The sequence below is a fragment of the Heliomicrobium gestii genome, from assembly GCF_009877435.1.
GTDB classification, from domain to species: Bacteria; Bacillota; Desulfitobacteriia; order Heliobacteriales; family Heliobacteriaceae; genus Heliomicrobium; species Heliomicrobium gestii.
This window is the reverse complement of sequence record NZ_WXEX01000003.1, coordinates 197046-220877: the sequence shown is the minus strand read 5'-3', so window position 1 is coordinate 220877 and position 23832 is coordinate 197046. Positions and strand designations below refer to the sequence as shown.

The 23832-nt window shown below is 57.0% G+C and carries 18 protein-coding genes and 1 riboswitch; of the genes, 8 read left to right on the top strand and 10 right to left on the bottom strand.

The genetic code is table 11. The features are described 5' to 3' along the window. Positions 1-5: 5 nt before the first annotated feature. Both GTO89_RS04865 and dpaL read right to left on the bottom strand, forming a co-directional pair. The gene (locus GTO89_RS04865) at positions 6-1769 is read right to left on the bottom strand and encodes a sigma 54-interacting transcriptional regulator (RefSeq protein ID WP_328793862.1); all 1764 of its coding nucleotides are present in this window, start codon (positions 1767-1769) and stop codon (positions 6-8) included. 126 nt (positions 1770-1895) lie between these two features. After that, positions 1896-3122 carry a diaminopropionate ammonia-lyase gene (gene dpaL / locus GTO89_RS04860; RefSeq protein WP_161260939.1) on the bottom strand — a complete coding sequence of 409 codons (1227 nt, stop codon included), beginning with the start codon at positions 3120-3122 and terminating at the stop codon, positions 1896-1898. A gap of 197 nt (positions 3123-3319) precedes the next feature. On the opposite strand from dpaL, the gene ygfK reads away from it, so the two are divergent. The 6 genes from ygfK to GTO89_RS04830 all read left to right on the top strand — a co-directional run bounded on the left by ygfK (position 3320) and on the right by GTO89_RS04830 (position 12112). Continuing rightward, positions 3320-6484, top strand: coding sequence for a putative selenate reductase subunit YgfK (gene ygfK, locus GTO89_RS04855; RefSeq protein WP_161260938.1), 3165 nt, complete (start codon positions 3320-3322; stop codon positions 6482-6484). 26 nt (positions 6485-6510) lie between these two features. Beyond that, the gene (gene ssnA, locus GTO89_RS04850) at positions 6511-7842 is read left to right on the top strand and encodes a putative aminohydrolase SsnA (RefSeq protein WP_161260937.1); all 1332 of its coding nucleotides are present in this window, start codon (positions 6511-6513) and stop codon (positions 7840-7842) included. A gap of 329 nt (positions 7843-8171) precedes the next feature. Then, entirely contained in the window at positions 8172-8978 is an 807-nt protein-coding gene (locus GTO89_RS04845; RefSeq protein WP_161260936.1) for a hypothetical protein, read from the top strand. A gap of 223 nt (positions 8979-9201) precedes the next feature. Beyond that, positions 9202-9858: an acetate uptake transporter gene (locus tag GTO89_RS04840; RefSeq protein WP_161260935.1), complete on the top strand. Its 657-nt coding sequence runs from the start codon at positions 9202-9204 to the stop codon at positions 9856-9858. Positions 9859-10108: 250 nt separating this feature from the next. Then, the gene (locus tag GTO89_RS04835; RefSeq protein WP_161260934.1) at positions 10109-10411 is read left to right on the top strand and encodes a zinc-ribbon domain containing protein; all 303 of its coding nucleotides are present in this window, start codon (positions 10109-10111) and stop codon (positions 10409-10411) included. Between the two features lie 87 nt (positions 10412-10498). Further along, a complete protein-coding gene (locus GTO89_RS04830; protein ID WP_161260933.1) occupies positions 10499-12112 on the top strand; it encodes an ABC-F family ATP-binding cassette domain-containing protein in 1614 nt (537 codons plus the stop codon). Positions 12113-12202: 90 nt separating this feature from the next. Here the strand turns inward: GTO89_RS04830 and GTO89_RS04825 are convergent, their stop codons facing one another. Further along, a complete protein-coding gene (locus GTO89_RS04825; RefSeq protein WP_161260932.1) occupies positions 12203-13408 on the bottom strand; it encodes a methyl-accepting chemotaxis protein in 1206 nt (401 codons plus the stop codon). Between the two features lie 34 nt (positions 13409-13442). Continuing rightward, the gene (locus GTO89_RS04820) at positions 13443-13796 is read right to left on the bottom strand and encodes a hypothetical protein (RefSeq protein WP_161260931.1); all 354 of its coding nucleotides are present in this window, start codon (positions 13794-13796) and stop codon (positions 13443-13445) included. Here GTO89_RS04820 and GTO89_RS04815 point away from each other — a divergent pair. Then, positions 13766-14428, top strand: a complete 663-nt coding sequence (locus GTO89_RS04815) for an acetate uptake transporter (protein WP_161260930.1) — start codon at positions 13766-13768, stop codon at positions 14426-14428. The genes GTO89_RS04820 and GTO89_RS04815 overlap by 31 nt on opposite strands. 256 nt (positions 14429-14684) lie before the next feature. On the opposite strand, the gene GTO89_RS04810 is transcribed toward GTO89_RS04815, so the two are convergent. From GTO89_RS04810 to GTO89_RS04785, 6 genes are all read right to left on the bottom strand, one after another. Further along, positions 14685-16520: an APC family permease gene (locus tag GTO89_RS04810; protein ID WP_161260929.1), complete on the bottom strand. Its 1836-nt coding sequence runs from the start codon at positions 16518-16520 to the stop codon at positions 14685-14687. A gap of 101 nt (positions 16521-16621) precedes the next feature. Then, positions 16622-16756: riboswitch (cyclic di-AMP (ydaO/yuaA leader) on the bottom strand. A 250-nt stretch (positions 16757-17006) separates the two neighbouring features. Next, on the bottom strand, positions 17007-18536 hold the full coding sequence (locus GTO89_RS04805) for a solute symporter family protein (protein ID WP_161260928.1): 1530 nt from the start codon (positions 18534-18536) through the stop codon (positions 17007-17009). Further along, positions 18533-18913, bottom strand: a complete 381-nt coding sequence (locus GTO89_RS04800) for a DUF485 domain-containing protein (protein WP_161260927.1) — start codon at positions 18911-18913, stop codon at positions 18533-18535. Before GTO89_RS04800 ends, GTO89_RS04805 begins: the two co-directional genes overlap by 4 nt. A gap of 397 nt (positions 18914-19310) precedes the next feature. After that, positions 19311-20027: a LytR/AlgR family response regulator transcription factor gene (locus GTO89_RS04795; RefSeq protein ID WP_161260926.1), complete on the bottom strand. Its 717-nt coding sequence runs from the start codon at positions 20025-20027 to the stop codon at positions 19311-19313. Then, the gene (locus tag GTO89_RS04790; protein ID WP_161260925.1) at positions 19987-21834 is read right to left on the bottom strand and encodes a histidine kinase; all 1848 of its coding nucleotides are present in this window, start codon (positions 21832-21834) and stop codon (positions 19987-19989) included. The genes GTO89_RS04795 and GTO89_RS04790 overlap by 41 nt, the downstream gene beginning before the upstream one ends. A gap of 47 nt (positions 21835-21881) precedes the next feature. Next, the gene (locus GTO89_RS04785) at positions 21882-22475 is read right to left on the bottom strand and encodes a DUF2238 domain-containing protein (protein WP_407929486.1); all 594 of its coding nucleotides are present in this window, start codon (positions 22473-22475) and stop codon (positions 21882-21884) included. Between the two features lie 185 nt (positions 22476-22660). On the opposite strand from GTO89_RS04785, the gene GTO89_RS04780 reads away from it, so the two are divergent. Beyond that, entirely contained in the window at positions 22661-23821 is a 1161-nt protein-coding gene (locus GTO89_RS04780; RefSeq protein ID WP_161260923.1) for an MFS transporter, read from the top strand. Positions 23822-23832: the final 11 nt, after the last annotated feature.

Here is a 23832-nt window from a genome sequence, read left to right as displayed (position 1 = left end):
AGAAGTCAGGAAAAGACCTTGCGTTCGGCGATGCCGTACTCCTTGATTTTTCGGTATAAGGTGGCGCGGCTAATCCCCAGTCGTTTGGCAGCGTCATCCTTGCACCCTTCAGCCGCTGCCGCTTCCAAAGCCTTGGTGATGGCTTCCCGTTCAAGGGACTTCAGGTTGAGGTGATCGTCCTGAAGCTTCACCGGTTCCTCGGCCTTGATCCGCTTCGGCAGATCCTTCAAACCGATAAAACCGCCAGTGGCCATGGTGACGGCGTACTCGACCACATTGGCCAGTTCGCGCACATTGCCGGGCCATGCGTAGCGATTGAGCAGCGACGCAGCTTCTGCAGCCAAGCGGTTCACCTGTTTGCCGATCAGGTTGCAGTAGTGTTCCAGGTAATGATCGATCAACAGGGGGATGTCCTCCCGCCGCTCCCGCAAGGGCGGTATGGTAAGGGGAATCACATTCAAACGGTAGTAGAGATCCTCTCGGAATTCGCCGGCGGCGACCATCTTTTCGAGATTCCGGTGGGTGGCGGCGATGATCCGCACATCGACCGGAATCGAGCGAGAACTGCCCACCCGCTCGACCCGTCGCTCCTGGAGGACGCGCAGGATCTTGACCTGCAGGTGAAGGGGCATGTCGCCGATCTCGTCGAGAAAAAGGGTTCCATTGTTGGCCAACTCGAACTTGCCGAGCTTGCCGCCTCGTTTCGCCCCGGTGAAAGAACCCTCCTCATACCCGAAGAGTTCGCTTTCGAGCAGCGTCTCTGGGATAGCGCCACAGTTGATGGCGATAAAGGCGTTTTGACTGCGCCCGCTCGATTGGTGAATCGCCCGGGCCAGCAGTTCCTTGCCGGTTCCGCTCTCTCCCTGGATGAGCAGGGTCGAATTGCCGGAAGCGACCTTGCAGGCCAAGGCCTTGAGTTCCCGGATCTTCATGCTGTTGCCGATGATCTGGGAAAACTCGGTGGCGATGTCACTGACCGTCGTGTCATTGACAAGGCGCTTGATCTCCTGCACATCCTTTAAGATGACGATGGCTCCATCCAAAACGTCTTCCCGGATGATCGGCATGGCGTCACAGTACCAGTGACCGGCCACCCGCCGCCCCTTCACCTGACCGGAGAAGCCCCTTCCCTTTTCAATGGCTTTCCAGAGCTTCTTCTCATCCATGATCTGCGGCAGCATGACCACGGCGCCGGCGGTCAAATCGGTCATCGAAGCGGCCACCTCGTTGTGATGGGTGATCGCCTTGTCGGCGCTGACGACAAGGAGGCCGTCATGCAGCAGGTTCAACACCGTTTCCAACCGGTGGACAAGGGATTCCCGCTGCCGGTTTTGCACATTTTCCGCTGTTTTGCCAGCGATCAGGTCGGCCATTTTTTCTAAGAAACGGAGCAACGATTCCTGGCGGCTCAACAGCCGCTTTCCTTGCTGCCCATCAAATCCGATGAGCCCGATGACGCCGATCGTTTCTTCGCCGATCTTGATCGGCACAGCCACCTCCGCCGTCTCGGAGCAACTGCCGCGGCGAGCACAGGGCCGGCAGAGTTCATGGTTGCCGGGCCGGTCAATGATGACGGCATCGCCAGTCCGCAGGATATGGCGGTAGACAAATCCATCCTCCAGCACGCGCCCGACACCGTCGCGGTAACGTCCTGTCCCGGCGATGCGCACTAAAGCAGGATCGGCGATCTCCACCTCGATCATCAGCGCTTCCGCTATTGCCTCCGCCGTCTGCTGCACCGTCTCTTCGATGTCTCGCAGCCGGTACACGTCCCCACCCCCAGTCGGCTCGCTTCAGCACCATGCAATCACGAGCACGATGAATTATCTCGATCTATTTGACCTGACGGTCCTTTTTTCCTGCACTGGTTCCCACAAACCGTTAGAATCGCTCCTTTATTCTTTGCCATCGCCGGGGCACTCGCCATCCCAGACGATGCTTAAATATTTGTCCGGGTCAGTGTTGCCTTCTGTGCTAAAGAGCAGAACCTGGGAGTCTGCCGTCAGGTTAAGGGCGATCCGCGCTTCCTCTAATTTCGGATCGGTCAGCAGCATATCAAGCAATCCCAGCGTGACGGCGCCCGATTCTCCGGAGATGACGCGCCGATCCTCGCCGAGGGGGTTGCCAAGCACGCGCATCCCCACCGCCGCTACCCAGTCAGGACAGGAAAAGAACATATCACTGTAATCGCGAAGGATCTCCCACCCGATCCGGTTGGGCTCCCCACAGGCCAGACCCGCCATGATGGTGGCCAGATCGCCGCCGACCGACCGGGGCTTGCCGTCGCCAGCCAGGGCGGAACGGAAGAAGCAGTCCGCCTGATCAGGCTCGACAACGGCCAGTTTGGGCCGCCCGTCGCCAAAGGTGTCGGTAAAGAACCCTGAAATCGCCCCGGCAAGGGAACCGACGCCAGCCTGGATGAAAATATGGGTCGGCTTTTCCACGCCGAGGGCCTGCAACTGCTCCTGCGCTTCGATGGCCATCGTCCCATAGCCCTGCATGATCCATGTGGGGATTTCTTCATAGCCCTCCCAGGCTGTGTCTTGAAGGACAACCCAGCCGTATTTCCGCGCCTGCTCCGCAGTCATGCGGACAGCGTCGTCGTAGTTGTACTCAGTGATGCAGGCGTTGGCGCCTTCGACACGGATTTTTTCCAGTCGCGTCAGCGAGGAGCCCTTCGGCATGTAGACGACCGATTGCTGGCCGAGCCGTTTCGCCGTCCAGGCCACACCACGGCCATGGTTGCCGTCTGTCGTCGTGGCAAAGGTGATCTGGCCCAACTGCTCCCGCACCTCATGGGAGACGAGCGCCCGATAAGGAAGCCCATCGATATCCCTTCCCAGCCGCTGGGCCAGGTGGCGGGCGATGGCGTAAGAACCGCCCAGCACTTTGAAGGCGTTCAGACCGAAGCGGTAGGATTCGTCTTTCACATAAATCCCCGCTACACCCAGGCGTCCCGCCAAGTCGGTAAGACGCTGCAGCGGTGTGGGCTTGTACTCGGGAAAACTCTGGTGAAAGCGTCGCGCTTTTTCAATCTCCCTTTTTCCCAAAAAAGCGGTGGACAGGCCCGGCGAGCCCTGCTTTTGCATCGTATTTCCGGTCCACAGGATTTTTCCACTCATATGCTGCATCCTCCTCACGCGGTGTTGCCTTATGAATCATGCAAAAACCGCGCCAACAGCAGCCAAAAAAACAATTTTTGAATTTTCTTTAGCATCTGTCGCCAACGCGGTTGATCTTGGTATAATTTTTGCATTGGTTATGGATTGCAACGTTGGCGTACTTTTTGTTGACGTACTTTTTGAAGGAGGAAATCCGCTTGGGCGACATCATGCGACCGATTCCGTTAACAGAACTGATCTGCCGGGCCTTTCAGGAATACGCAGTCGATCGTACTGTCTTCGCGCTGCCGGAGGCGCACTTTTTCCGGAAAAGCAGGAATCAACAGCTTCGCCTCTTCGGGGAAGCCTGTGAGACCCCTTTGGGACCAGCGGCAGGGCCGCACACGCAATTGGCCCAGAATATCGCCGCATCGTACCTGTCCGGCAGCCGCTTCATCGAGTTGAAGACGGTCCAGGAGAAAGAGCCGCCTGTCGAAAAGCCCTGCATCGACGCCGAAGATGAGGGATTCAATACGGAATGGTCCTCCGAATTCACCGTCGAAAAAGCCTATGCCGAGTACATCAAGGCCTGGGTGCTGCTGCACCTGCTGGAAGAGACCTTTGAACTGCAGGTAGGGGCAGAGCGCGCTTTCATCTTCAATATGAGCGTCGGTTACAACCTGGCAGGGATTCAGTCGCCTCGTATGAACGCCTACATCGACGGGCTGATCGACGCCTCCCAGCATCCCCTCTTTGGGGACACGCTTACGGAACTGTCCGAATTGCTGCAAGACGGTTCCTTCCTAAACGGCACCGGCCTGGAAGAGCGACTGCCGGCGTTGCGCTCGCTGCCTGAGAGGATCTCGCCGAGGATCTGCAATTCTGTCACCCTCTCGACCATGCACGGTTGCCCGCCGGAGGAGATCGAAAAGATCTGCCTGTATATGTTGACCGAGAAGAAGCTGGCCACCTATGTGAAGCTGAACCCCACACTCCTCTCCTATCCCGTCGTGCGCAACATCTTGGATGATCTCGGCTTTGACTATGTGGACCTCTCCCCCGCTTCCTTCGATCATGACCTGCAATATGAGGACGCCATCCCCATGCTGAAGCGGTTGCAGGCCATCGCCGCCGAGCAGGGGCGCTTCTTCGGCGTCAAGCTGACGAACACCCTCGGCGCCGTCAACTTCAAGAACCGCTTGCCTGGCGGCGAGATGTACATGTCCGGACGGGCGCTTTTCCCGCTCTCGATCAACGTGGCGGCGAAAATCTGCCGCGAATTCGATGGGGAACTGCCCATTTCCTTCTCCGCCGGGATCAGCGAACAGAATGTGGCCGATGTCTTTGCCACCGGCATCCGTCCGATCACGGCGGCGACAGAGTTGCTGAAACCGGGCGGCTACGCCCGCATGACCGCGATGGCCGCCAAACTGGAAACCCTTGATGGTTGGACGCTGAGCAAGATCGACCCAGCCAAGGTGGAGGACCTGGCGGCCAAAGCCCTGAATGCCGACTACGCCCAAAAGCGTTTCCGCGGCGACGCCAAGGCTTCGCTCGCCGGCGACCTGCCTCTCTTTGACTGCGCCGAAGCGCCTTGCCAAGCGGCATGCCCGATCCACCAGGACATCCCCGCCTATATCCGCCTCGTCGGTCAGGAGCGCTACGCTGAAGCGCTGGCCGTGATCTACGAAAAGAACGCGCTGCCGTCGATCACCGGCCACATCTGTGACCACGCCTGCCAGTACCGCTGCACACGCCTCGACTATGAGGGCTCTGTGCTGATCCGGGAAGTGAAGCGGATCGCTGTGAAAAAGGGCTTTGCCGAATACAAGGAAAAGTGGTCTGTCCCGGCAAAGCGGCAGCTGGCCAAGGTGGCGGTCATGGGCGCCGGTCCCGCCGGGCTCGCCTCGGCCTACTTCCTGGCCCGGGAAGGCTTTGACGTGACGGTCTTCGAACGGCGCGAATCGGCCGGCGGAACGGTGCGCCATGTGATCCCGCGCTATCGCATCAGCGACGAGGCCATCGACTCCGATGTCCGTTTTATCGAAGAGCATGGCGTCACCTTCGTCTTCAACGCCTCGACTGCCTTGACACCGGCTGAACTGCGCTCGCAGGGCTATGCCTATGTCGTCGTCGCTGTCGGCGCCGGAGCGGAAAAAGACTTCTCCGTCGAGGGGCTATCGGGCGACAGCGGCCAGCCTCGCTCGCTGTCGGCCCTCTCCTTCCTGGAGCGATTCAACCGCGATCCCGCGTCCCTTTACGTAGGCAAGCAGGTGGCCGTCGTCGGCGCCGGCAACACGGCCATGGACGCCGCCCGGACGGCGCTGAGGCTCCCCGGCGTGGAAAAAGTGACGGTCATCTACCGGCGGACGGAAAAAGAGATGCCGGCCTACCGGGAAGAGTATGAACTCGCCCTGGCCGATGGCGTGGAATTCCTATTCTTGATGAACCCTGAGCGTTTCGACGATGACGGCCTGCTCCGCTGCCGGGTGATGACACTCGGCGCGCCGGACGGCAGCGGCCGCCGTTGCCCCGAAAAAACGGAAGAAATGCGGTCGCTGCCGGTGGACACGCTGATCACCGCCATCGGCGAGACCGTCGATACCGGTTTGCTCACGATGCTGGGATTGGTCAACACCGATTCAGGCATGGCGCAGACGAACAAGGAATCCTGCGCCACCGCCCTGCCCGGCGTCTATCTGGTGGGCGACGCCTCGCGCGGTCCCTCCTCCATCGTCAAGTGCATCGCCGACGGGCGAAAAGCCGCCGACGCGATTTGCCGCGCTGAAGACCCCGCCTGGAAACGGGCCGCCCTGATCCCGGCCCCTGCCGGTGAAGGGCTGGTCAAGGAGATCAGGGCAAAAAAACTGGGACTCGTCGCGCAATCGGATGTGCCCGTCGAAGCGGGGCCTGCCGTCGATCCTGCCGTCGGCGACAATGAATTCCGTCGCTGTCTCGAGTGCCACAGCGTCTGCAACAAGTGTGTCGAGGTCTGCCCGAACCGGGCCAACATCGCCGTGGCGATGGACGACGGCGACGGCGCTTCGGCAACATTCCGCAACCGCCATCAGATCGTCCACCTGGACGCGTATTGCAACGAATGCGGCAACTGCGCCACCTTCTGCCCCTGGGAGGGCCGTCCCTTCACAGACAAGCCGACCCTCTTCAGCTTGCGAGAGGATTTTGAGGCCAGCGGCAACCTCGGTTTCTTTGTCGAAGACGATACCGTCCATGTGCGCATACAAGAGACGGTGCGCCTGTTCCCCTTGGCGGCGGGCGCTTTCCACGTCGACGACAGCGACGCCACCCTGGCCCGCATGGCCCGGATTTTCGCCGTCCTTTATCACAACCGCCCCTCTCTCTTTGGGCGCGTCGATCGTTAGCCCTCGCGGAAAGGAGTATGAGACCGGTGATCCTGCTGAAAAACGCCACCATCGTCGAGTTCCAGCCGCCCAGGGTGCGGACAGGCATGGACATCTACATCTACGGAACAGAGATCATGGCCGTCGGCGCCAATCTCTCCGGAACCTATGACGCCACACGGGTCATCGATGTGAAGGGCGCTCTCGTCATGCCCGGCATCGTCTGCAGCCACAACCACTTTTACTCCGGTTTGTCCCGTGGGATCCTGGCCCGCATCAAGGCGAGCCCTGATTTCATCTCTGTCTTGAAAAACCTCTGGTGGCGACTCGACCGGGCCATCGATGAGGAGATCCTCTACTACAGCGGCCTTGTTTGCGCTCTCGAAGCGATCCGCTGCGGAACGACAGCCGTCATCGACCACCACGCCTCGCCGAACTTCATCGGCGGTTCCCTCTCAGTGCTCAAGAGCGCCTTTGAGGAGGCGGGGCTCCGGGGCATCACCTGCTATGAGACGACTGACCGCAACGGCAGTCTCAGAGAGGTGGAAGCCGGCGTCGAAGAGAACATCGCCTTCGCCAGACTCTGTGAGAAAGACCGGCAAAGGGGAAACGGCCACTACCTGGTCGAAGCGATGATCGGCGGCCATGCGCCGGTGACCATGCCTGACGAGGCGCTTCGGCTCATGGCCGAGGCGGTGAAAGCGACGGGACGGGGCATCCATGTCCATGTGGCGGAAGATCGCTACGACGTGTCCCACTCCCACCACCATTACGGGAAGGACATCATCGCCCGGCTCCACGACTTTGGCTTGCTCAACGACAAGGCGCTCCTCGTCCACGGCGTTCACCTCTCTGACGAGGATGTGCGCCTGATCAACGAGAGCGACGCCTACCTGGCCCACAACGCCCGTTCCAATATGAACAACAACGTGGGCTATAACCCAAAGATCGCCCAGTATAAAAATCTCGCCCTCGGCACCGATGGCATCGGCAGCGACATGTTTGAGGAATTCAAATTCGCCTTCTTCAAGCACCGTGACGCCGGCGGCCCCCTCTGGCCGGACAGCTTCCTCCGGTTCCTCCACAACGGCAATGACCTGCTCGGACGCTACTTTGGCGCCCCCTTTGGCAAGGTGGAAAAGGGCTATAAGGCTGATCTGACCATTGCGGCCTATCACTCCCCCACCCCGCTCGTGGCGGATAACATCGCCGGCCACATGGCCTTCGGCATGGATTCGCGGGACGTGAAGACGGTGATCATCAACGGCAAACTCGTCCTGGATAACGGGGAGTTTGTCAAAGATGTGCAGCCAATTTACGAAAAAGCGCAAAAAGCCGCCAAGCGCCTCTGGGAGCAAATGGATCGCCTGTCCGATTAAACGATCGGGAATGTCCTCTGCGCGCTTTTTTCGAACAAAAAGGCTTGCGATAGGCAACAAATTTATTGAACCGATTCGGGAAAGACACCCTGTTTGACAGGTGTCTTTCTTTTTTTCCACGCTCTCTGAGAGGGGACAAACGTCTTTGCATTTGCCGTTGTTCGACCATTGTCCTATTCATCTTCCATGTAAACCCTTGTGATTTTCGCCCATTACATTTGTGATTAAAATATTTAATTTATTATATTTGACCTTTGACAGGACTTTCAACAATCTTGTCTAATATCTTAAACAATCATTAAATTTTGCTTCGGCAGGGGGATGATGAGATGGGCCTGTTCCCGTGGAACAACATCTGGGAAATCGCCATTTGGTACGCCCTGTTCGCTGGGGTCTGGCACTACAGCGATCCCTTGGCGGGCAAAATGGTGGAGCAGGGATTTCTGCGACAAAACATCATCTGGGTGCGCCTTTCCTCTCTCTGCATCGGCGTCGGTTTCTTTCCCATCGCCTATCTGGGTTCGGAACTGCTGCTGACCCAAGCGGCGCCGAACCGAGTCATCGATGCCAACGGCTGGGTGACATCGGCCGCCCTTATGGCCTTCAGCGTGTCACTGCTGTACGCCATGGGCCGTTACGCCACAATACGGCAACATATCCTGTTGGAAAAATTTTTGGCCGAATGGGCCTTCGACTACGACCATCTGTTGATGGAGCGGACCTGGAACGGCCATTCCATCAGCGAGTTGCGCAATCTCAACCAGCAACTGGGCATCGGGCGCATCGTCATCGCCACACTCAACGCCAATGGCATCGTCACCTCTCTGGCGGTGCGCCGCGCCAAGTGGCTGCATATTGACGCCCATGAGTTGTTCGCCATCGACTACTGGCTGCGCACAGAGGGTGGGCCTGACGTGGCCGTCTGGTACTGCGCTGATGAGGAACGGAATCCCCTTGAGGCCGAATACGAAGCGATGACAGGCCTTGTCGCGCGATTGTCACAGAATCGGACTGAGACGCGCTATGTGCTGTTTCACAATGGGCGCCAGTTGCAGTGCCTCTTCGTGTCGCCATCAGTCACACCGGCGCTGGGGGAACAGTTGACGGGACTGCCCGCCGAGTCATCGCGGCTCTAACGAGGCATGGCATCGGAGTTCTCAAGGATGCAGCCATACGGAAAGGTATAAACGCCGGGGTTCTGTTAAAGCTTTTAACAGGCCCCGTTTTCTATTGCTTTCGCAGTTCGACTTTTTATTCCCTTACGCGAAATCTCCCTCTTGTCTTGCCCATCTTTTTCCCGTACAATCAAGCAAGCGTTTGTTTTCACAAATAGCATGACATCCTGACAGGAGGCTAACGATGTCCACCGAAACCACGCATGTTGAAGCCAAGATCACCGTTGCCGACCCGACCGCGCTCGGCGTATTCGGCCTGGCCATGGTCACCTTTGTGGCCTCGACTCAGAAGCTGGGCTGGACCAGCGGCGTCTCCGCCCTCGTACCGTGGGCATTCTTCCTGGGCGCCTTTGCCCAAGTCATCGCCGGCATTTTCGACTTCAAAAAGAACAACTATTTTGGCGCCATCGTCCTCACCTCGTACGGACTCTTCTGGTTCTCTGTCGCCCTGTCCTGGGCCATCACCCTCGGCTGGCTGGGTCCCGAATTCAAGGCCGCCTTCAGCAGCGTCCAACTGGGTTGGGGCTTTTTGGGCTACTTCATCTTCTCCCTCTTCATCATGATCGCTTCCTTTGAGACGAACAAGGTCTTCGCCGCCATCCTGGTGCTGATCAACGTGCTGCTCCTGTCGCTGGCACTGACGTCCTTCCAGGTGATCGACCTCCATCACGTCGCCGGCTGGTCCGAGTTTGCCATCTCGCTCCTCGGCTTCTATGCTGCTGGCGCTTTTTTCCTGAACAACTTCTTTGGACGGACCATTCTCCCCCTCGGCGCCCCACTGGGTTTGATCAAAAAAGGCCCTGCCAGCGTGACCGTCATCAACAACCGCCGGCCCGCATAAGACGAAGCACCGCTCGTTCAGTAACTCCGTTCCCGGCGAAAACCTTCTGAAAATTCCTAATCGGAAAAATTTTCCCCCGGTAAAGCGGAATTCCTTTGTTGTATTTTTTCCGTTTTCAGGTTATACTAGGAACTGCTCGTAACCATTAGGAGCAGACGATATCCCCTTCCTCGATAGCCTCGGGCTCGGGAAGTCAAGGAGTTCTGTCGCTTCCCTAGCGCCGGGCAAAAAATATCGAGGAGGATTTCTCATGTTTCAAGACAAGTACCTGACCTGCAAAGACTGCGGTTCTGAATTCGCCTTCACTGCGTCGGAACAAGAGTTCTTTGCTGAAAAAGGTTTCACCAACGAACCTGGCCGTTGCCCTTCCTGCCGCGCCGCCCGCAGAGGCCAGCGCAACAACAACAGCGGCTTTGCCCGTCGTGAAGAGCGCCAGATGTATCCTGCCGTTTGCTCCGGCTGCGGCGTTGAAACCACCGTTCCCTTCCAGCCCCGCGGCGACAAGCCGGTTTACTGCCGGGACTGCTTCAGCTCCCGCCGCTCCAACTGGTAAGCCATCGGTATTTCGCAACTCCCCAGGCTTGGCCTGGGGAGTTTTTTGCGGTGTGCCCCCAATAAACAAAAAGGTTAGGTGTCCGAAATGATCAGTACACAGAACCTCACGTTGCGTTACGGCAAGCGCGCCTTGTTCGAAGACGTCAACATCAAATTCACGCCTGGCAACACCTACGGCCTCATCGGAGCCAACGGCGCCGGCAAGTCCACCTTCTTAAAAATCCTCTCCGGTGAGATCGAACAGTCGAGCGGCGACGTGGTTGTCACCCCTGGCGAGCGCATCGCCGTGCTGAAACAGAACCACTTCGAGTTTGACGAGTATGAGGTCATCAAGACGGTCATCATGGGTCATGCCCGCCTCTATCAGGTCATGGTCGAAAAAGACGCCATCTACGCCAAGGCTGACTTCACCGAAGAAGACGGCATGCGCGCCGCTGAACTGGAAGGCGAATTCGCCGAGATGAACGGTTGGGATGCCGAATCGGAAGCGGCCAGCCTGCTGACCGGCTTGGGCATCGCCAACGAGCTCCATGACAAGCAGATGAAAGAACTGGAAGCCAATGTGAAACTGCGGGTTCTCCTCGCCCAGGCGCTCTTTGGCAATCCCCACATCCTCCTCCTCGACGAACCGACAAACCACCTCGATCTGGACTCCATCGGCTGGCTGGAGAACTTCCTGGCTGAATACAAAGGGATCGTCATCGTCGTCTCCCACGACCGGCACTTTTTGAACCAGGTCTGCACCCACATCGCCGATATCGACTTCGGCAAGATTCAACTCTATGTGGGCAACTACGATTTCTGGTACGAATCGAGCCAGTTGGCCTTGCAGATGGCCCGCAACGCCAACAAAAAGAAGGAAGAGAAAATCAAGGAGCTGGAGCAGTTCATCCGCCGCTTCAGCGCCAACGCCTCCAAATCCAAACAGGCCACATCGCGGAAAAAGCTGCTCGACAAGATCACCCTTGACGACATCAAGCCGTCGAACCGCAAATACCCCTATATCGTCTTCAAGTCGGACCGGGAAGCCGGCAACGACCTGTTGACGGTCTCGGGATTGTCCAAGACGATCGACGGCGAAAAGGTGCTCAACAACGTCTCCTTCACCGTCAATCGGGGTGACAAGATCGCCTTGGTCGGCTCGAACGGCTTGGCCAAGACGACCTTGTTCCAGATCCTCATGGGTGAGTTGGAAGCTGACAGCGGCGAGTTCAAGTGGGGCATCACCACTTCCCAGGCATACTTCCCCAAGGACAACTCGGCCTACTTCACCGACGGCGACCTGAACCTGATCGACTGGCTGCGCCAGTACTCGAAGGATCAGGATGAAGGATTTGTTCGCGGCTTCCTTGGTCGCATGCTCTTCTCTGGAGACGATACGTTGAAAAAAGCCGCTGTCCTCTCCGGCGGCGAAAAGGTGCGCTGCATGCTCTCCCGGATGATGCTCAGCGGCGCCAACGTGCTGCTCATGGACGAACCAACGAACCACCTGGATCTGGAATCGATCACCGCCTTGAACAACGGCCTGATGAGCTTCGATGGCACACTGCTCTTCGTCTCCCAGGACCACCAGTTCACCCAAACCATCGCCAACCGGGTCATCGAATTGACACCGGACGGCCTGATCGACCGATTGATGACCTTTGACGAGTACTTGGAATACCAGGCATCGCTGAAGGATGTCCAGGGCGCTGTGTAATCGCAAAGTGGCAACAAAAACGGACCCGCCTGCAAAGGCCGGGTCCGTTTTTATCGCTATCTCCCATGTACCTGTTCACGGTATGTAACCCTACATTTTATCGTTGACCAGTATTGCGATTTCACTCTGCAGCGATTGGGCGATATGGGATAACTCCCGGGCCGCCTTTGAAACCTGCTCCATCGCATCTGTTCGGTTGCTGCTGTTTGCAAAGGTGTCATTGGAGAACTGATTGACCTGTTGCATGGTTGCAACCAGGCTGTTGGACGCTGCAGCGATCTCAGTGATAAAAACATTGAACCGCTGAATGTTTTCGGTCCCCTGATTGAGACTCTCCCCTGTCGCCTTCAGCGCCTCCGTCGAAACCTGGACCAGACGACCGATTTCGCTCAAGGTAGTATTGATATCCTTGACAGAGCGCGAAGACATCTCCGCCAGTTTGCGCACCTCTTCGGCGACGACGGCAAAACCGCGCCCCTGTTCCCCGGCGCGCGCCGCCTCAATGGCGGCATTTAAGGCGAGTAAATTCGTCTGGCCGGCGATATTCTCAATGATCGAAGTGATGTCCTTCACTTCTGTCGACTTCTTTTCCAGCAACAACATATTGGTCAGCGATGTTTGCATGGAACTCCGGATATCGTCGGCGGCGGAAGCGATGTTTCCCGAATACTGAACGCATTGGGTCGCCTGCTGTTGCACCACTTTCGACTTTTCGAGACTCTCGCCCGTCAGGTTCTTGGTCGATTGAGAGAGGTGGTTCACTTCACCGGAGTGGACGGCCACTTCCTGCGATGATGTTGCCAACTCTCGCGACAGCGCGCTTAGCTGCTGGGCGGTGCTATCGATCGCATGCATCACCTGTTGATGCTTCCTGTTGTCTTTGACGATCTCGACGGCCCCGATGGGTTTCCCTTGCTCGTCATAGATCCCGGCATTGGAGACCAGGATATTCAGCCGGTTTCCCTGCTTGTCGAAGATATCCACAGCCGCATCTTTCAAAAAACGACCTTGCAGCACGCATTTTTGGGTGGGGCAATCTTGACAGACATCGGCTTTATACACTTCGTAGCACTTCAGCTTTTTCGCTTCTTCCTCCGAATAACCGGTTAGTTTGGCGATGCTTGGCGGCCAGTAAAGGATGTTGTAGTCCATATCGCGCACATAGTAGGGATCGGGCATGGCAGCGGCAATGGCCTCCAGCATCCGCATCCGCTCTTCCTTACTCACATCTTCCCCCTGTTTTGGCTTGCTCTCCCTAGCTGGCAACGCCGGCGGTGATTTGAATAAACCAAACACATCCTCATCTCCTTTACTGGAACCGTTCATGGGGTCAGGAAATTCCTGCCTCTTTCTCCATCATATCACGGGCCATACCTACTCTCAATCCAGTTTCCAATAATGAGCATGGTTTTTTCATCCTGTTAATAATGCCTGTAAACGTCGACATGAAAATGTATGGATATTTGCGCAATTCAGACTTGTCTTTTTCCAGAATTCCAATTAAAATAAGTGGTACTTGCGACGAAGGAGGTCGAAGGCCAAGAAATTCTCTGACATTCGATTTGCCGTCTGGCAAAACAGCAGCGACAGCCTTTAAAAAATCAGAAAATTGTCCCAATACGGAATCTTTGCAGTTTTTAGGAGGCACATCATTTGTCGAACGAAGCGAGGTCCATTGAAACAAAGATCACTGTCGCCGACCCGACGGCCCTGGGCGTCTTCGGGCTCGCTATGGTCACTCTGGTCGCATCGAGCCAGAAACTCGGTTGGACCACCGGCGTCTCCGGCATCTTCCCCTGGGCCATCTTCCTCGGCGCCTTGGCCCAGTTCATTGCCGGCATGTATGATTTTAAAAAGAACAACTACTTCGGCGCCACGGTCTTAACGACGTACGGGTTGTTCTGGTTCGGCGTGGCCACTTCCTGGGCCATCACCCTCGGCTGGATGGGCCCCGAGTTTAAGGCTTCTTTCAGCGGCGCCCAACTCGGCTGGGCCTTCCTCGGTTACGGCGTCTTTTCTTTCTTTATCATGATCGCTTCCTTTGAGACCAATAAGGTCTTTGCGGCGATCCTTGTGCTGATCAACGTGCTCTTCGCTTCGCTCGCCTTGACAGCCTTCCAAGTCGTCGACCTTCACCTGGTCGCCGGTTGGTCCGAGTTCTCAATCTCCATGCTTGGTTTCTACGGTTGCGGCGCCATCTTCCTGAACACCTTTTTCGGACGCGTCGTCCTCCCCATTGGCGCTCCCCTCGGCCTGATCCGCAAGGGACCGGCGCTCAGCGAAGCCGCCCGGCCGAGGACACGCCAGGCCAGTTAAAGGGCACACGGCGCTGGACGCCCCTCCTCCCCACTTCCGACCAAACCTGTCCTGTCGATTGGACTTCGTTGTCTTCAACGGCGATTATGTTTCGGGAGACAACAATATCCTGTCGACCCTTTTCTCTGGCGGCGAGATGCGGGTGGAGCAGCGGACGCCACGGCGCTGGCTGTGTTGACTCCGGATTGGGACCCTCAATAGTTCTGGGATGGGTAATGCCCCTTTTACGACTTCGTAAAAGGGGCATTTTTCCGCCTTATTTCGTTAATTTAAACGGCACCGTCGTGACGACGACATCGCGATACAAGAGCAGGACCGTGCGCAGCATCCACCCTGTCTGGTTGTGGAGGATGCGATGCCACCATTTCTTCGTTTCAAACTCAGGAATCAGAATGGTGATAAAATCCTGGGGGTTATTCTTTTTGTCCATTCGATCAATGTAGCGCACAAGCGGCGTGATGATCGTCCGATAGGGCGATTCAATCACCCGCAACTCGATTCCCGGTTGCCAACGATTCCACCGTTCCAGCACTTTTACCGCCTGTTCCGAATCTGTGCCGATAAAGACGGCATGAACCTCCGCTTTGAGGATTTTGGCGTACTCGATGGTGTTTTGCACCACCCGGTTGACCCCGGCGATGGGAACAATGACGATGTGTTTTCGCTCCAGACCGGGGACACCGATCTTTGTCCAGTCCATGCCCAGTTGCTCGCTGACAGACGAATAGTGCGTTTTGATTTTTTTGAACACATAAATCGCTGCCGGGATAAAGACAAGGATCATCCATGCGCCGTGGCGGAACTTGGTGACGGCGATGACAACGACAACGACGCCGGTGATGATGGCGCCCATCCCATTGATGGTCGCCCTGCTCCGCCATCCGGGGCTCTGGACTTTTCGCCAGTGGATCACCATCCCACTCTGGGCGATGGTGAAGGACAGGAAGACGCCAATCGCGTACAAGGAGATCAGATGCTCCGTGTCGCCGTGGTAGACGACGATGAGAGCCGCCGCCGCCAGCGTAAGAAAGATGATGCCATTGGTGAATGCCAGCCGGTCGCCGCGGGCCGACAGGTACCGCGGCATGTAGCCGTCGATGGCCAGAAGGGACAACAGCGGCGGAAGTCCGTTATAAGCCGTGTTCGCCGCCAGGTAAAGGATGAGCATGGTCGTAAACTGGATGTAATAATAGGCCCAGTTTCTTCCCACCGTCAACTCGGCGATTTGGGACAACCCCGTCACATTTTCTATGGGCAAGATGTGATAGTGCATCATGAGAAAGGAGATGCCGGCAAACATGGTTCCCAGAATCGCTGACATCCAGTAGGTGGTGATCCGCGCATTCTCCGCCGCCGGTTCTTTGAAGTTGGGAACGCCGTTGGAGATGGCTTCGATGCCTGTCATGGAACTGCAACCATTGGAAAAAGCCCGCAACAAGACGAACAACATACCTGCCGTCCATTGTTTCTCTAAGGATCCCGGAGGCATCACCGGCTGTGTTCCCGTAAAGGCCTGAACCATCCCGGTGACGATCAGCGCGGCGATGCCAAAAATGAAGGCGTAGGTGGGGTAGACAAAGGCGTTGGCCGATTCCCGGACGCCTCTGAGGTTGATGATCATCAGGATGCCGAACAGGACAAAGAGATCGATGCCGAGACGAATCGGGTTCAGTTGCGGGAAAGCTGAGACCAGGGCATCGGTGCCGGAAGAGATCGAAACGGCAACGGTGAGACAATAGTCAGCGATGAGCGACCCTGCTGCGATGAGGGCCGGCAGTTCACCCAGGTTGCCCTTGGCCACTGAGTAGGAACCGCCGCCGCCAGGGTTGGCCCGCGCCACCTGAACATAGGAGAGGGTGACCACCGCCAGCAAAAAGAGGATGCCCACAGACACATAGGGAACAAAACCATAGGCCAAGGCGCTGGCGGCGGTCAATGCCAAAATCACCTGCTCCGGACCGTAGGCGATCGATGACAGCGCATCGGATGAGAAGATGGGCAAGGCCTTCCAGTTTGACAGCTTCTCATGGGATAACTCCTGGTTACGCAAGGGTCTTCCGAGCAAAAGCCGTTTGAGTGAGCGCTGGACCACGAGAACTTCCTCCTCAAAATACAAAGGTACATTTTTTTCAAAATAAAAAAGACAGGCCAAAGAAAGGCTGTCTTAACGCAGGTTATTCTGGAAATAACCCATGCAAACGTCTCAACAGCCTACGAGGTTAGCTGACGGGCAGGACGGCGAGCACATCCCTCTTTTGTGACAAAAGATTAGCCCCATAAATCGGTTCCCCCGTTTTCGAACGATTCGAAACTCGGCCTACTATTTAATTGAAATGAAGTATAGACCTGCAGAAGGGATTAGGCAAAAGGGAAATCCCTTTGAATCTCCGTAAAAGGCGTCGCAGATGCACCGCCATTGCCGTTTATTTACTCCAATCTCACCGGTGCTTCGTCGATCGTCGTTTATGACCCTTCTACCTGTAAGGGCGTCTCGTCGAGACCGCAAAAAGACAGCCCAGCGACGAGGCTGGACTGTCTCTCATTCATATCGTCAGTTGTAAGCGCGGCTCTAGGTTTATCAATTCTCGGCGCCGATGCCGGTGTTGGCGCGCACGTAGAGTTCCTCAAACTTCGCCTCCGCTTCCGGTTCAGCGAAGAGCAGGCTTCCCACATAAGCAGCCAGGAATCCAAGGGGGATGCTGACGATACCGGGGTTTTTCCAAGGGAAAAGGGCTTCCTTCACCGGAAAGTAGTTGGGGCTAACGGCCACCAAGGCCAAGGTGGAGAGCAACCCGACGACGATCCCGGTGACGGCCCCGCCGGTGTTGAACTTCTTCCAGAAGACCGAGTAGACGACGACAGGCACGTTGGCCGCCGAAGCGACAGCGAAGGCGAGCGCCACCAGGTGAGCCACGTTTTGCCCCTTCGACAGCAGCCCCAGCAGGATGGCGACGGCGCCGACACCGAAGGTGGCCATGCGGGCAACCTTGACCTGTGAGGCCTCATCGACCTTGCCGCCCTTCAAGACATTTACATAGAAGTCATGGGCGAAGGCGCTCGAAGCCGCCAGGGTGAGCCCGGCCACAACGGCGAGGATGGTGGCGAAGGCCACGGCCACGATGAAGGCCAGCATCGCCTCGCCGCCAGCGGTGCCCGCCCCGCCGCCAAGGAATTGAGCGAGCAGCGGCGCCGCCATGTTGCCGCCCTTGTCGGTTGCCGTGATGGCCGCCTTATCGAGGAACAGGGATGCGCCGAATCCGAGGAAGGTCGTCATGATGTAGAAGACGCCGATGAGCGCCATCGCCCAGATGACGGACATACGCGCCGTTTTGGCCGTCGGCACCGTGTAAAAACGCATCAGGATGTGGGGCATGCCGGCGGTTCCAAGAACGAGCGCCAGTCCCAAGGAGACGATTTCAATCGGATCCTTGTAGAGCAGACCCGGTTCGAGAAATTGTTGCCCATGTTTCGCCGAGATGGCATCGAAAAAGGCGACGGGGTTGAAGCTGAACTTCGCCAGGACCAGCACGGCCAGCATGATGGCGCCGGCCATCAACAGACCGGCTTTGACGATCTGCACCCAGGTGGTGGCCAGCATGCCGCCGAACGCGACGTAGAGGACCATCATGACGCCGACGATGATGATCGCCGTCTCATAGGGGATGCCTACCAGCAATTGAATCAGGCTTCCTGCACCCACCATCTGGGCGATCAGGTAAAAGGTGGAGATGACCAGGGTGCTTACTGCAGCGGCAGTGCGGACAGGCTTCGGCTTTAAACGATAGGCCAAGACATCGGCCATCGTGTATTTTCCAGAGTTGCGCAGCGGCTCGGCCACGATCAACAAGACGGAGATGTAGGCGACAAGCCAACCGACAGAGTACAGAAACCCGTCATAGCCGTTGAGGGCGATCAGACCGGCGATGCCGAGGAAGGAGGCGGCGCTCATATAATCGCCGGCGATGGCGAATCCGTTCTGCACACCGCTCAAGGAACGGCCGGCGGCGTAGAATTCAGAGGCCGATTTGGTTCGCCGGGCCGCCCAGTAGGTGATGCCGACGGTGATCGATACGATCAGCGCAAATAAGCCGTAGGTGATCCACTTCATGGGTTGCCCCTCCCCCGCAATTTTTCTTTGATCCGGTTGACAGTCCTGTCAAAGCTGTTTTCGGCCACCCGAGCATACAAAAAGGCGACGGCCCAAGCGACGAAGAATTGGGAAAGGGCAAAAAGGTAGGCCAGGTTGATGGAGCCGAACACCTGTTTATTCATGATTTCCGGAAAATAGCCGACACTGAGCGGCAAGGCAAAGTAATAGATAAAAGAGAACAGAATGGTCGGGATCAAAAAGCGCGCCTTCGCTGCCATCAGACCTCGGAACTCGGCGCTCTCGCAGATCTCCACCCAGCGTGTTTCTTGTTCCCGGGGTTTCTCAGCGCCCTTCCAATGGGCTTCCTGCGCGGACGTAATAATCGGTTGCCCCATCGTCGACTCTCCTCTCACATTGGCCTATCGTCGTGAGCGCCGGTTTCCTCGCTCCAAGAGCGGTTCGTCCGCTTCGCTCGTTACGGGGCTTCACGATAACCCCGGTGCTCCTGGTTGTCGGGGCGAATCCCCCCATATCGCCGCCGCCTTTTGCCTTATCCAGGCCGCTGCTCCTTCCTCCCTCCTTTCTCCGGGGCGGCTGGTTTGGTCTTATGGTATGTTATTTTTCTGAATATTTCAAATAGTATTTTTATTTTTCGCCTAACTGGTCGATTTTCCCGTCTGAAGTGCAACAAAGGCGGTTTAAACGGCGAAGGGCGAAGCTCGATCCGGCTTCGCCCTTCCGTAGACTACTCTATGATGATCTGACTTCCCAATAATCCCTTCCGCGCCTGAACTACCGTTCCAATCGCTGGAGCACCTCTTTCGCTGCGGCGCGGCTGACCGGGATTTTTATCCCGTCCAATCCTTTCAACAGGATGTTGTAGGTTCCATTCTGCCAGGGCTCAATCTCGTCCACATAGTCGATATTGACAAGAAAACTGCGGTGGGAGCGAACGAAGGGATGACCGGACAGCTTATCCTGCAGTTCCTGCATGGTCAACCGCGTCTCAAAACGACCGCGGTCACAATGGATCACCACCCGCCGCTCCTCTTTCTCGGCAAAATAGATCCGCTCCGGCTTGACGACGACCAACCGATCGCCTTCCTCCAAGAGGAGGTTGCTGATGGGCGCCTTCGGCGGCGTCCGTTCGCGCAGGCGCTGGCGCGCCCGCTCCAGTGACTCGAAGAGACGCTCTTCGTCAAAGGGCTTGAGCAGGTAGTCAAGGGCGCACAGACCGAAAGCCTCTACGGCATACTGTTCGTAGGCCGTCGTAAAGACGATCAGCGGCGGCGGGGTTGCCTCCGCCAATTGACGAGCGGCCTCAACACCATTTGTCTCCGGCATCTCAATATCGAGAAAAATGAGTTCCGGTTGATACTCCTTTTGCAAGCGCAAGAGTTCCTTGCCGTTGCGGGCGCTCGGACAGAGGTCCACATCTTCGAACTGTGTCAACAGGTGTTCCAGTTCTTCACGAGACAGTCGCTCGTCTTCGACGATCATCACTTTCATCGCTCACACTCCCTTCCTTCGGATCCGGTAGGAAGAAGCGCGCCTCACAGCCCCCCTCGGGGAGGTTGGCGAAGAACAACCGGGAATCCGTCCCCAACAGGGAAGCCAGCCGCTGGCTCACATTGTGGACACCGATGCCGTTGCCCTTCTGGCTGGGCAAGGGCTGGCGAGCCAGGCGGCTGAGCAGGGATTCCGGGATCCCGCCGCCATTATCGGTCACCTGAACCTGTACACCGCAGCCGTGACGAGCGATCGTCACGGTGATGCGGCCGCCTTCGGAACAATCCTTCAACCCATGCTGGATGCTGTTTTCCACAAGCGGCTGGAGTGTCGACGGCGGAATGCGATAATGGCTCAGGTCAGGTTCTGTGTCGACGCAGATGGTCAACCGATCAGCGAAACGAAGTTGAACAATATCGATATACGCCTTCAGGTGCCGCAGTTCCTCTTCCAATGAGACAAGGGGCATGTCCATCCGCTTCAGGTTCATCCGCATGAACTCGGCCAGTTGCAGCATCATCTTGCGCGCCAATCCCGGGTTTGTCCGGATCAGTGAAACAATGGCGTTGAGGGAGTTGAAGAGAAAATGGGGGTTGATCTGCGCCTGCAGCATGCGCAGTTCCGCGTCTTTCAGCAACAGGCTCTTTTTTTCCGTTTCCAGGAGGCTTAGTTGGTAGGAGATGAGTTTCCCCAAGCCTTGAGCCAGGCCGATCTCATAGGGGCGAATGTCTTGGGAACGGTAAAAATAGAGTTTCAGCAGGCCGATCACCTGACCGGAGCAACTAAAAGGGATGACGATGGCGGCGCGCAGGAGCTTGTCGAGATAGACATGCTGGTACGGCTCATGGTGATAGACGACTTGCAGCTTGCCCGTTTCGAGGGCCTTCAACGAGCCTTGGGTATGAACCAGCCGCCCTTGCGGATATTCCTCCTCGCCGATGCCCACATGGACGAGGACATACTTGTTGTCTGTAATCGTGACGGCAACCGTTTTCAACTCCGCCATAAAGGCTTCGGCAATGGCGCGGCCTGTCTCGGCGTTGAGTCCCTGCTGCAGTTGGGAAAGGGTAAACTCAGTCAGTTTGAGGGCTCTTTCCGTCTCTAGCGCCACCTCCTCGACCTCCCGCGAGGCGATCCGGAGCATCTCCATGAAGATGGCTGCCGCCAGGGCGTTGATGAGGGCGGCCGGGAGCACCGCTTCGGCGAGAATCGGCATCCTTTGGCCGGCAAACTGCTGGCTCATGACCATAGCGACGCCAGCCACGAGGGAAACGAGCAGGCTCACGGCGAAGGCCGGTCTCCCCGACAGGAGTGATTCGCCGCTGCGACGAGCCATCCATCCCGTCAACAGACCCATGAGCACGACAGTGACGGCGTTGACTTCCGCCGCCGCGCCACCCAGGGAAAGCAGGTGCAGGCCAGCGATGGCGCCCACTGCAAAACCGACGGACAATCCGCCGACAAGTCCGGCGCCGATGACGCTCATCCCTGCCAGCGAAAGGACCGCCTGATTCGCCTGCATGGGAAGGAGCGGTATGTGACTGTAGGATAACGTCAGCCCGGACGCTGGTCCGACTGCCTGTTGCGACGACAGTTCATCAGCAGTCATCGATGCCCACTGCCCCATCACTTCGGATAGGGGCGCCAACGCCGATGCCGGTTCTACGGTAACGACAGCGCCAGCCTGTGAACCGGCTATCGCCAACAGCCCAAACCAGAAAACGAGGCGGAGCTTTCGCTCGCCGACCAGTCGGCGCTGGATGAGGGAGCGAAAAAAAGGCAGGCGCAGGAGCAAAAAGAGCGCCACAAGCAAAAGGGCCACCCGTTGAAGCAGGAAGAAGGTGAAGGAGAGGATCAGCCCTTTTCCCTCCCCTCGGCCAACACGGCCATCGCCTTGTCATGGCGATTCGATAGGGTGAGCAACGCCAACAGGGAGCCGAGGAGCGCCATCGCCATGTCGGACTGGGTGTCCCAGACATCGCCCTGGGTGCCAAGAAAAGCCTCCGCCGCTGTGCCTGTCGCCAGCGCCACCCACCACTCGATCAGTTCATAAAAAGCGCTGATGGCGAGGCAGACACATGGGATCAGCAGGGACAGAAACCCTCCCCGGCGCAGGGGCGATAAACGCAGCAGGATTTCCCGGGCCAGAATGGCCGGGATGAACCCCTGCGCCAGGTGGCCCAGGCGGTCATAATGATTCCGCCCAAGGTCGAAGCTGTCGCGCAGCCAGTCGAAAAAAGGCACCTTGGCATAGGTGTAATGACCGCCGATCATCAGGATCACCATGTGAATGGCGATCAAGGTGTAACTAAAGGTGGTCAACGGGAAGCGCCGGTATGTCAGCGCCAGCGCCGCCAGGCCAATCACCGCCGGGAACACCTCAAGGATCCAGGTGAATCGATCGTAGGGATTAATGCCTGACCAGAGAAAGATGAGAGAAACCAACATAAGCAGGACGAGGTGGGAACGGTTCACCGGCATTCACCCCCTGTTTCCGGCTTTTTGCATCGCATAAACAAAAACCGCAACGTATTCCAGCAAAATATCACAACGACAAACAAGGCCAGAAGGTTTAAACTAGATAAAATGGGCGCAATCAGGATGCTTTAAAGCCTATGCAAAGGAGCCCTTCGATGAACTCAACGAAGCGAATCACCGCCCTGGCCTTCATGATTTTCCTGTTCAACGGCGTCATCTGCATGCTGCCCGGCGTTGTCGTCATCGCCGTTGCGAAGAGTTTCCACGTCGAAACCCATGTCATCGGTTACATCTACACCCTCTTCGTCTTGGGCAACGCAGCCGCTGTCCAGTTAAACGGCAAACTGCTGGACAAAGTGGACATCCGCTGGGAACTGATCGGGGCCTCTGTGGTCACCCTCTTCAGCGTCGCCATGATGACCGTAACCGAAAGCCTGGTTCTCTTTGCCGTGATGATGCTTTTTTTCGGACTCGCCAACGGGCTCTACATCTCAGCAGCGAGCTACTTCATCGTCAGTTTATATGAAGACAAAAACCGCTCCGCGAAAATGAGCCTGCTCCACTTCTTTTTCAGCGCCGGCGCCATCGTCTCGCCGCTCAGCGCCGGTCTGCTGCTGGAACGGGGTGTGTCATGGCAGACCATCTACCTCTATGCGCTGTCTCTCCTGATCTTGCTCCTGATCATCATCTGGATCACCCCGGTTCAAGTTCGACAACAGGAGGGGCAAAAAGCGGCGCCGTCAAAAGAACGGTGGGAATGGACGATCTACGCCGTCGCCATGAGCCTTTTCTGCTACCTCATCGCCGAGGGGAGTTTTCTCTTCTGGGCGCCCACCTACTTTGTCGAGTATCTCCATACCGACGCCGCCAAGGCCGGTTCCCTTTTGTCCCTGTTCTGGCTCTTCATGGCTGTCGGGCGGGGACTCTCGGGCATTGTCCTTAAAAAAATCGCCGTAGAAACCTATATCCTGGCCTGTTCCTTTTTTGCCTTCACAGCTTCTATGGTTGTTCTCTACAGCGCCAACTTCTTCCTCCTCATTATCGCCATCAGCGGCATGGGATTGGGCTTCTCCGGCCTTTACGCGGCGATCCTCTCCTACGGTACACAGCAGCGCCCCTATCCATCGGCCAGGTTAATGTCAATGATCATGACCGCCGGGTATATCGGCGGCATGACGGCTAGTCCCTTCTCCAGTTTTCTGAAGCAGCAATTGGATTTGAAGGCGTCGCTGACGATTGCGGAGAGCTTCATGGCCCTTGTTTTTGCGCTGATCGGAGTGACAGCCCTATCCATTCACAGGCGAAAAAGAGGATGATGACCCAACAA

Bases quoted from the DNA above. Each gene is read 5' to 3' on its own strand.
- dpaL (WP_161260939.1), bottom strand. From the start codon at position 3,122: ATGAGTGGAAAAATCCTGTGGACCGGAAATACGATGCAAAAGCAGGGC.
- GTO89_RS04845 (WP_161260936.1), top strand. From the start codon at position 8,172: ATGGGCCTGTTCCCGTGGAACAACATCTGGGAAATCGCCATTTGGTAC.
- GTO89_RS04840 (WP_161260935.1), top strand. From the start codon at position 9,202: ATGTCCACCGAAACCACGCATGTTGAAGCCAAGATCACCGTTGCCGAC.
- GTO89_RS04835 (WP_161260934.1), top strand. From the start codon at position 10,109: ATGTTTCAAGACAAGTACCTGACCTGCAAAGACTGCGGTTCTGAATTC.
- GTO89_RS04830 (WP_161260933.1), top strand. From the start codon at position 10,499: ATGATCAGTACACAGAACCTCACGTTGCGTTACGGCAAGCGCGCCTTG.
- GTO89_RS04805 (WP_161260928.1), bottom strand. From the start codon at position 18,536: ATGAAGTGGATCACCTACGGCTTATTTGCGCTGATCGTATCGATCACC.
- GTO89_RS04800 (WP_161260927.1), bottom strand. From the start codon at position 18,913: ATGGGGCAACCGATTATTACGTCCGCGCAGGAAGCCCATTGGAAGGGC.
- GTO89_RS04795 (WP_161260926.1), bottom strand. From the start codon at position 20,027: ATGAAAGTGATGATCGTCGAAGACGAGCGACTGTCTCGTGAAGAACTG.
- GTO89_RS04785 (WP_407929486.1), bottom strand. From the start codon at position 22,475: ATGTTGGTTTCTCTCATCTTTCTCTGGTCAGGCATTAATCCCTACGAT.
- GTO89_RS04780 (WP_161260923.1), top strand. From the start codon at position 22,661: ATGAACTCAACGAAGCGAATCACCGCCCTGGCCTTCATGATTTTCCTG.